Below are 9,392 nucleotides of genomic sequence, written 5' to 3'. Positions count from 1 at the left end.
CCGTGCACTGCGGGCCCGGCGGGATCTACCTGTCGGCGCTCGGCGGCGCCGACGGCAACGACGGGCCCGGCGGGATCGCGATCCTCGACCACACCACGTTCGAGGTACTGGAGCGCTGGGAGGTCGAGCGGGGGCCGCAGTACCTCGCCTACGACTTCTGGTGGCACATCAACCACGACGTGCTGATCACCTCCGAGTGGGGCACCCCGTCGATGGTCGAGAACGGCGTGGTGGGAGAGCTGCTGCTCGGCCGCAAGTACGGCCACAAGCTGCACTTCTGGGACCTGCGCAAGCGCAAGCACCTCCAGGAGGTCGACCTGGGCGACGAACACCAGATGGTCCTGGAGCTGCGCCCGGCGCACGACCCCACCCGCACCTACGGCTTCGCCGGGGTCGTCACCAGCACCGCGGACCTGTCGGCCTCGGTCTGGCTCTGGTTCCACGAGGACGGCCGCTGGCAGGCCCGCAAGGTGATCTCCATCCCCGCCGAGCCCGCGAGCGCCGACCTGCTGCCGCCCGTCCTGCGGCCCTTCGGCGCCGTGCCGCCCCTGGTCACCGACATCGACCTGTCGGTCGACGACCAGCGCCTGTACGTTTCCTGCTGGGGCACCGGCGAGATCAAGCAGTACGACGTGTCGGACCCGGCCAACCCCGCCGAACTGGGCGCGCTCAGGATCGGCGGCATCGCCCGGCAGGCACCCCACCCCGCCCAGCCGTCGCTGCCGCTGCGGGGCGGGCCGCAGATGGTCGAGGTCAGCCGCGACGGCCGCCGCGTCTACCTCACCAACTCCCTGTACGGCGCCTGGGACGACCAGTTCTACCCCGAGGGCGTCGGCGCCTGGATGGCCAAGATCGACACCGAGTCCTTCACCTTCGACACCGGCTTCTTCCCGCACGGCGAGGCGTTCCGCGGTCTGCGCCCCCACCAGGTACGCCTGCAGGGCGGCGACGCCTCCTCCGACTCCTACTGCTACCCGTGACGATCGCCACCGTGCTCCTGCTGGGCGCCTTCCACGGCCTGAACCCGGCCATGGGCTGGCTGTTCGCCGTGGCCCGCGGCCTGCAGGAGCGCAGCAGGGACCTGCTGCTGCAGTCGCTGCCGGTCATCGCGCTGGGCCACCTGGGCTCGGTCGCCGTGGTCGCGATCGTCGTCGGCCTCACCGGCTCGCTGGTCACCGGCAGGGTGCTGTCGATCGGCGGCGGGGTGGTGCTGGTCGGGTTCGGCCTGTGGCGGCTGCTGTCCAGGCGGCACTTCCGCTGGGTGGGGATGCGGCTGTCGCTGTGGCAGCTGGCCGGCTGGTCGTTCCTGATGTCCTCGGCCCACGGTGCCGGTCTGATGCTGCTGCCCGTCTTCACCGGCCTGCACGCCTCCGGCCACCAGGGTCACGCCCTGTCGGGCGGCCTGGCGGTGGCGGCGCTGCACACGCTGGCGATGTTCGTGGTGGCGGGCGTCATCGCCGTGGTGGTGTACGAGGTGGCCGGGCTCACGGTGCTGCGGCGCGCCTGGTTCAACCTGGACCGCATGTGGGCGCTCGCCCTCGTGGGCGCGGGGGTGATCACTCTGGTCCAGGCGTGAGCTCGGCGAGAGTTGTCACATCGGTGGCGTCGGGTTGGTCAGTGCTATGACTTGCCTTGACGGAGGATTGTGACGATGAACATGGGGACGACGAGCGACGCGGAGTTTCTGGCCGGCCGGTTCGAGGAGCACCGCTCCCATCTGCGGGCCGTGGCCTACCGGATGCTCGGGTCGCTGAGCGAGGCCGAGGACGCCGTACAGGAGGGGTGGATACGGCTCAGCCGCAGCGACACCAGCGAGGTGAACAATCTCGGCGGGTGGCTGACCACGGTCGTGGCCCGGGTGTGCCTGACCATGTTGAGCTCGCGCGAGCGGCGGCGCGAGGACTCCCTGGAGGAGCGCCTGCCCGACCCCGTCGTCAGCCCCGCCGAGGGCGTCGATCCCGAGCATGAGGCGGTGGTGGCCGACTCGGTCGGATTGGCGTTGCTGGTGGTGCTGGAGTCGCTCGAGCCGGCCGAGCGGCTGGCGTTCGTGCTGCACGACATGTTCGCGGTGCCGTTCGAGGAGATCGCGCCGATCGTGGGGCGTACCCCGGCCGCGGCCAGGCAGCTGGCCAGCCGCGCCCGCCGCCGCGTGCGGGGCACGGCCCCGGCGCCCGATCCGGATCTGGGCCGTCAGCGCCAGGCCGTCGACGCCTTCCTGGCCGCCGCCCGCGATGGAGACTTCGAGGCGCTGATGCGGGTACTCGACCCGGATGTCGTGGTCCGCTCCGACCGCGGCGCCGCGGGGACCGTGCTGGTGGCGCGCGGGGCGGCGGTGGCGGCCAAGCAGGCGATCACGTTCCGGCCGGCCGGCTCCGTGGGACATCCGGTACTGGTCAACGGAGCCGCCGGAGTCGTCGCCACGGTCGGCGACCGGGTGGTCTCGCTGGTCGCCTTCACCGTCAGCGGCGGCCTGATCGCCGACGTCGTCATCATCACCGACGCCGACCGGCTGGCCCGGCTCGACCCGATGTCGGCGGCGGGCTGATCCCTTGCCGTAGTGGCGCGGTCGGCTCGTCGCGGCTCTCGGGCGCGGATAACGTTGGCCTGATGGCCCGAACCCCGCCCCCGAGCCCCGACGGCACGCCGGACGAGGCGCCCGACGCGCCCGGCACAGGGGCGTTCCTGCCCTTCGTCCTGCTGGCCGCGGGCGCGATCTGGGAGACCGTCGACGGCTCGCTGCGGCCGGGCTGGCTGTCGTGGGCGGGCCTGGCCGCCATGTCCGCCCTGTACGCGCTGACAGTGATCATGGCCTTCCGGCGCCGTACGCTGCCCGCCCGGCTCGCGCTGACCGGGCTGGCGGCCGTGGTCTTCGGGCTGTCGATCGTGCTGGGCGGCGGCTGGTACTACCTGTTCCCGCTGCTCGGCGTGGCGTGCGGCATCACCCTGCGCGGCCGGGCGGTGCGGGTCGCCACGGCGGCGCTGCCCTTCGGCACGGCGCTGGTGGTGTGGGCCGGTGGCGGCAGCCTGGAGTCGATCCTGGCCTTCTCGTGGGGGACCTTCAGCGCGGGCCTGGTCGTGGCCGTCATCCTGCACCTGCACATGGTCATCGGCGAGCTGAACCAGACCCGGCAACGCCTGGCCGAGGCGGCCGTCGCCGAGGAGCGGCTGCGCTTCTCCCGCGACCTGCACGACCTGCTCGGGCACACCCTGTCGGTCATCGTGGTCAAGGCCGAGGCCGTACGACGCCTGGCCCGCCGCGACCCCGGCCAGGCCGAACGCCAGGCCGCCGACATCGAGGCCGTCGGCCGGCAGGCACTGACCGAGGTACGCGAGGCGGTCACCGGCTACCGGGCGGGCGGCCTGGCCGACGAGCTCGCCCGCGCCCGCGACGCCCTGGCCGCCGCCGGCGTGCGCGCCCGCATCCGCCGCACCGGGCCGCCACCGGCCGCGCAGGCCGAGGCGCTGCTGGGCTGGGTGGTACGCGAGGGCGTCACCAACATCATCAGGCACAGCGGCGCCACCGAGGCCGAGATCGACCTGACCGGCCTGACCCTGACGATCCGCGACAACGGCCCCGACGGCCCTCACCCCACCGCGAGCGACAGCAGCCCCGACGGACCCGCAGAGAGCGGCAGCACCCACGACAAACCCGACAAACCCGCCAAGGGCGGCAGCGGGCTGCGCGGGCTGGCCGAACGGCTAGGCCAGGCAGGCGGCAGCGTCGAGGCGGGCCCCCACCCGGGCGGCGGCTTCGAGCTCACCGCCACCCTCCCACCCGGCGTTTAGGGGGCGCGGCCGGAAGGCCCGGACGGCGTCCAGGGGGTGCGGCCGGAGGGCCCGGCCGGACACATGGCGCAAGACGGGCTCACAGTTCGGCACAATTGCCGCTGTGAGAGTCGAATTGCTGGGACCGTTCGAGGTCCGAAACCGCGATGGGGCCGTGGTGGAGGTTCCGGGGATTCGGCTGCGCGCACTGCTGGCCGCGCTCGCCCTCGAACCTGGCCGGATCGTCACGCGTGCGAGGCTGGTGGACTGGATCTGGGGCGAACAGCCGCCCGCCGACGAGGTGAACGCCTTGCAGGCGCTGGTGTCCAGGCTGCGCAGGGTGTTGCCGGACGGGGTGATCGAGGCCGATTCCGGCGGATACCGGCTGGCCGTGACTCCTGATGCCGTCGACGTATCCAGGTTCGAGCAGCTGGTCGGCCAGGCCCGTGCCGCCGAGCCCGCGGCGCGGGCGGATCTGCTGCGCTCGGCCTTGGCCTTGTGGCGCGGCACCGCCATGGCCGACCTCGCGCTGCACGGCAGCGACGCCTTCGACGCCGCGGTCACACGCCTGGACGAACTCCACGTCGCCGCGCTCGGCGATCGGGTGGATGCCGATATTCGCCTCGGCCGCGGCTCGGAGCTGGTCTCGGAGCTGACCGAGCTGGTCGCCGCGTACCCGCTGCGGGAGGGGTTCGTGGCGGCCTTGATGCGGGCGCTGGCCGAGGCGGGGCGGGGCAGCGAGGCGTTGACGGTGTACCAGCGCACCCGCGAGCGGCTCGCCGAGGAGCTGGGCGTCGATCCGTCGGCCAAGCTCTCCGCGCTGCACACCGCGCTGCTGCGTGGCGAGCTGGGCGAGCGGGCGGACAACCACAAGACGAACCTGCGCGCCGAGCTGACGAGTTTCGTCGGCAAGAAGAATGATGTGTCCGCGGTCGCCGCTCTGGCCGCCAAGCACCGGCTGGTCACCTTGACGGGGGCGGGCGGCTCCGGCAAGACGAGGCTGGCCACCGAGACCGCGCGGACGATGCTCGCTGACCTGCCGGACGGGGCGTGGCTGGTCGAACTGGCCTCCGTTGGGGAAGGCGGTGACCTGGCGCAGGCCGCGCTGACCGCGATCGGCCTGCGTGACCAGGCATTGCTCGGCGGCTCGCGGGGCGGGGAGCCGATGGACCGGCTCATCGCCGCGGTCCGCGAGCGCGCGATCTTGCTCATCCTGGACAACTGCGAGCACGTGATCGAGGCGGCCGCGGCTTTCGCCGACCGACTGCTGGGGGAGTGCCGCAGGCTGCGGATCGTAGCCACCAGCAGGGAACCGCTCGGCATCACCGGGGAGGTGCTGTGGCAGGTCGAGCCACTCGCGCTGCCCGCCGGCGGAGCCGATCTCGCCGAGGCCGGATCCTCGCCCGCGGTGCGGCTGCTGCGCGACCGCGCGGACCTGGTGCGCAAGGACATCGGCTCCGACGCCGGCACCGTAGCGGCCATGGTGCGCATCTGCCGGGCGCTGGACGGGATGCCGCTGGCGATCGAACTGGCCGCGGCCCGGCTGCGCACCATGTCCGTCGATCAGCTGGCCCGCCGGCTCGACGACCGATTCCGGCTGCTGACCAGCGGCAGCCGTACAGTGCTCGCCCGGCACAAGACGCTGCGCGCGGTCGTGGACTGGAGCTGGGACCTGCTGACCGAGACCGAACGTGACGTGCTGCGGCGGCTGTCGGTGTTCTCCGGCGGGGTGAGCCTGGAGGCGGCCGAACAGGTCTGCGGGGAGGAGACGTCCGCCGGGGAGCAGGTGTTCGACGTGCTGACCGCGTTGATCGACAAGTCGCTGCTGCTCGCCGACGGCGAGGGCATGCCGCGCTACCGGATGCTCAACACCATCAGGGAGTACGCGGCGCAGCGGCTGGCCGAAGCCGGGCAGAGCGAGCCGGCGCGCCGGGCGCACCTGGCGTACTTCACCGAGCTGGCCGAGACGGCCGAGCCGCGCCTGCGCCGGGCCGAGCAGGTGGAGTGGCTGGCCAGGCTCGGGGCCGAGCACGACAACATCGTCACGGCCCTGCGCGGCGCCATCGCCGAGGGATGGGCTCAGGAGGCGATGCGGCTGGTCGCGGCCGCGGGCTGGTACTGGTACCTCAGCGGGCACCGGGCCGAGGGCGCCGAGCTGAGCATCGCGGCGGCCTCGCTGCCGGGGGAGGTGTCCGATGAGGTGCGGGCGCTGGCGTACCTCAATGTGACGATCTTCGTGACCGCCGGGGTCACCGGCGATCAGTATCAGGCGCGGGAGTGGATCGAGCAGGCGCATCGCTTCGCCCGGCGCAGCGGGTCTCGTCACCCGCTGCTGGGGTTCGTCGAGCTGCATGAGCGGATGCTGCGGGGCCCGGCAGAGTTCATGCCCGCCTTCGAGCCGCTCATCGCCGACGCCGATCCGTGGGTGCGCGCGCAGGCCAGGCTCAGCCGTGGCCGGCTGCGGCTCACGCTCGGCGGCGACGAGACCGGCGTGGACCTCGACGCCGAGACCGCCCTTGCCGAGTTCCGTACGCTGGGCGACCGGATGGGGATCTCGCTCGCGCTGACCTTCCTGGCCGACCGGCTGGCCATGCGCGGCGAGTTCGCCCGCGCGTGTGAGCACTACGAACAGGCGGCGCTGGCGCTGATGGAGGTGGGCGCGAGAGAGGACGTGGTCGGCTTTCGGGCGCGGCAGGCTCAGCTGTACTGGCTGCTCGGCGATGAGCGATCCAGCGCCCGCGCCATGGCCGAGGCGCGGCGGATCGCCGATGGGATCGTCTGGCCGGACGCGCTCGTCGAGCTGGCGCTCGCGCAGGCGCAGCTGGCGCGCTTGCGCGGCGAGCCGGACCAGGCGCGTGAGCACCTGGCCACGGTGCGGGCGGTGCTGGGCGAGGCGGACATGGCCGACTCCATCCGTGTTCACACCATGGATCTGTACGGCTACCTCACCGAGGATCTCGGCAAGGCCCGCGCCTACCGGGCCGAGGCGTTGCGCGCGGCCACGACCGTCGAGCACACCCATCCCCCCACGATCGCCCAGGTGCTGATCGGGATCGCGGATCTCGCGCTGCGCCAGGGAGACCACGAGCAGGCCGTACGGCTGCTCGGGGCGAGCGACGGCGTACGCGGCACGCCGGACCGCTCGCAGCCGGACGCCGCCAGGATCGCCGCGGACGCGCGCGATCACCTCGGCGAAACCGTGTTCGCCGAGGCGACCCTTGCCGGGCAGCGGCGGGACTGGCGTGAGCTGGCCGAGATCACGCTCGCTTCGTGAACGTCGCTCGAGCCCGGGAAAGCTGACATGGCGTTCATCGCGCGCCGGCCACGTTGTTCGCGTGACCGGTAAGGGCGAGGAAGACGTCATCCAGGTCCGGTGTGTGCACCGACAATTCCTCGGCTTCCAGGCAATGGGCGTCGAGCCGATCGATCAGCGCGCGCAAGGACCGCACCCCGCCGTCGCCGGGAACCCGCAAGGTCAGCTCGTCGTCGTCCCTTGTGGACTCGTGCAAGACCCGCGCCGCGGCCTCGAGTTCGTGCCGGGCGGTGAACCGCAGCCGGACATGGCTGCCGGGAATGCGGCGCTTGAGCTCATCGGCGGTGCCCTCGGCGACCAGCCGGCCCTGATCGAGCACGGCGATACGGTCGGCGAGCCGACCGGCCTCCTCCGGATACCGGGTGGTGAGGAAGATGGTCCTCCCCTCGGCGGCCAGTTCCCGGATGATCTCCCACATGGTGCGTCGGCTGCGCGGATCGAGTCCCGTGGTGGGCTCGTCCAGGAAGATGATCTGCGGGTCGCCGACCAGCGTCATGGCCAGGTCCAGCTTGCGGCGCATGCCGCCGGAGTAGGACACCGCCAGCTTGCCCGCCGCCTCGACCAGATCGAACCTCTCCAGCAGCCGGCCGGCGATGCGCTTGCCCTCTGCCTTGGGCAGGTGCAGGAGATCGGCCATCATCAGCAGGTTCTCCTCGCCGGTGAGCAGGTCGTCCACCGAGGCGAACTGCCCGGTGACCCCGATCGCCGCGCGCACCGCCTTGGTCTGCGTGGCCACGTCGTACCCGGCGACGACCACCTTGCCGGCGTCGGGGGTCAGCAGCGTGGTCAGCACGTTCACCGTCGTGGTCTTGCCGGCGCCGTGGGGCCCGAGCAGGGCGAAGATCGTGCCGGTGCGGACATTCAGCTCGATGCCGTCGAGCACGGTCTTGTCGTCGTATGCCTTGCGCAGCCCCGAGGCCACAATGGCTGAACCGTTCATGGGGTCCAACCTGGCCGACCGCTCTGATATCGGGCCGTCGCCGACCTGACGTGACCGCTGACACGACGCCGCGCCGTTGCGGCCATGCGGTGTCAGCGGCCGTGTCAGGACGGCGACGGTCTCATATCAGAGCGGTCGGCGAGAGTGGACGTCATGGAACACACCGTTACCGCGATGCCGACCGAACGTCAGCCCGGCTGTCCCTTCGACCCGCCCAAGGAGCTGATCGAGGCCCGCGAGCAGAGCCCGATCAGCCGCATCCCCTTCGCCGACGGGCACCAGGGCTGGCTGATCACCGGCTTCGACCTGGTCCGGTCGGTCTTGGCCGACCCGCGGTTCAGCTCGCGCAGAGAGCTCATGCGCCACCACCCGTGGGTCGACTACGGCGACATCGAAGTCCCTCCGGCGCCACCCGGCGAGTTCCTGCTCATGGACGAGCCCCAGCACAGCCGGTACAGGAAGCCGCTGGTGGGCAAGTTCACCGTGCGGCGGATGCGGCTACTGACCGAGCGCGTGGAGCAGATCACCGCCGAGTGCCTGGACGCTATGGAGAAGGCCGGGCCGTCCGCGGACCTGGTGACCGCCTTCGCCAAACCCATCCCCGCGATCGTGATCTGCGAGCTGCTGGGGGTGCCGTATGAGGATCGGGGCGCCTTCCAGGGCAACGTCGACAAGTTCATGGACGGGGAGACCGGCGACGAGGAGCTGATGGCGGCCTACACCGCGGTCCAGACCTATCTCGCCGACCTCGTGGTGACCAAGCGCGCCAACCCCACCGACGACGTGCTCAGCGACCTGACCGACAGCGATCTGACCGATGAGGAGCTGAAGGGTGTCGCCCTGATCCTGCTGGCGGCCGGGCTCGACACCACCGCCAACATGCTGGCGCTGGGCACCTTCGCCCTGCTGCGGAACCCGGAGCAGCTGGCCGCGCTGCGCGCCGACCCCACACTCGCCGACAAGGCGGTGGAGGAGCTGATGCGGTATCTGAGCGTGGCCAAGACGTTCTTCAGGACGGCGCTGGAGGACGTCGAGCTGGGCGGCCAGACCATCAAGGCCGGTACGGCGGTCATCCTGTCGATGAACACCGCCAACCGCGACCCTGAGCGCTTCGCCGATCCCCACACCCTCGACCTGCGCAGGCAGGACGGCGGGCATCTGGGCTTCGGTCACGGCATCCACCAGTGCCTGGGCCAGCAGCTGGCCCGTGTCGAGATGCGGGCCGCCTTCCCCGCGCTGGTCAACCGCTTCCCCACGCTGCGCCTGGCGGTAGCGGCCGAAGAGGTCGCCCTGCGCCCGGAGACCGCCGACATCTACGGGGTCAAGAGCCTGCCGGTCACCTGGGACGTGTGACCGCCCTCGTCAGCGGCTCGA

7 protein-coding genes are annotated in these 9,392 nt (G+C 71.9%); 6 read left to right on the top strand and 1 reads right to left on the bottom strand.

Annotated elements, in window-relative coordinates:
* The 5 genes from AB0B64_RS56225 to AB0B64_RS56205 all read left to right on the top strand — a co-directional run.
* Positions 1-980: selenium-binding protein SBP56-related protein (locus AB0B64_RS56225; RefSeq protein ID WP_358203630.1), on the top strand; the 980-nt coding region annotated here is incomplete at its 5' end.
* Entirely contained in the window at positions 968-1,576 is a 609-nt protein-coding gene (locus AB0B64_RS56220; RefSeq protein ID WP_357957083.1) for a hypothetical protein, read from the top strand. The genes AB0B64_RS56225 and AB0B64_RS56220, both read left to right, overlap by 13 nt.
* 75 nt (positions 1,577-1,651) lie before the next feature.
* Positions 1,652-2,545, top strand: a complete 894-nt coding sequence (locus tag AB0B64_RS56215; protein WP_357956889.1) for a sigma-70 family RNA polymerase sigma factor — start codon at positions 1,652-1,654, stop codon at positions 2,543-2,545.
* 62 nt (positions 2,546-2,607) lie between these two features.
* Entirely contained in the window at positions 2,608-3,786 is a 1,179-nt protein-coding gene (locus tag AB0B64_RS56210; RefSeq protein WP_358203625.1) for a sensor histidine kinase, read from the top strand.
* A 103-nt stretch (positions 3,787-3,889) separates the two neighbouring features.
* The gene (locus AB0B64_RS56205) at positions 3,890-7,039 is read left to right on the top strand and encodes a BTAD domain-containing putative transcriptional regulator (protein ID WP_358203620.1); all 3,150 of its coding nucleotides are present in this window, start codon (positions 3,890-3,892) and stop codon (positions 7,037-7,039) included.
* Positions 7,040-7,073: 34 nt separating this feature from the next.
* Here the strand turns inward: AB0B64_RS56205 and AB0B64_RS56200 are convergent, their stop codons facing one another.
* Positions 7,074-8,018, bottom strand: coding sequence for an ATP-binding cassette domain-containing protein (locus tag AB0B64_RS56200; protein WP_358203615.1), 945 nt, complete (start codon positions 8,016-8,018; stop codon positions 7,074-7,076).
* A gap of 153 nt (positions 8,019-8,171) precedes the next feature.
* Here AB0B64_RS56200 and AB0B64_RS56195 point away from each other — a divergent pair, with 153 nt between their 5' ends.
* On the top strand, positions 8,172-9,371 hold the full coding sequence (locus AB0B64_RS56195; protein WP_358203609.1) for a cytochrome P450: 1,200 nt from the start codon (positions 8,172-8,174) through the stop codon (positions 9,369-9,371).
* Positions 9,372-9,392 lie beyond the last annotated feature (21 nt).

It is taken from the genome of Nonomuraea sp. NPDC049129 (genome assembly GCF_040648495.1).
Lineage (GTDB): Bacteria > Actinomycetota > Actinomycetes > Streptosporangiales > Streptosporangiaceae > Nonomuraea.
The sequence above is the reverse complement of the archived record's forward strand: the minus strand, read 5'-3'. Positions and strand labels throughout refer to the sequence as shown.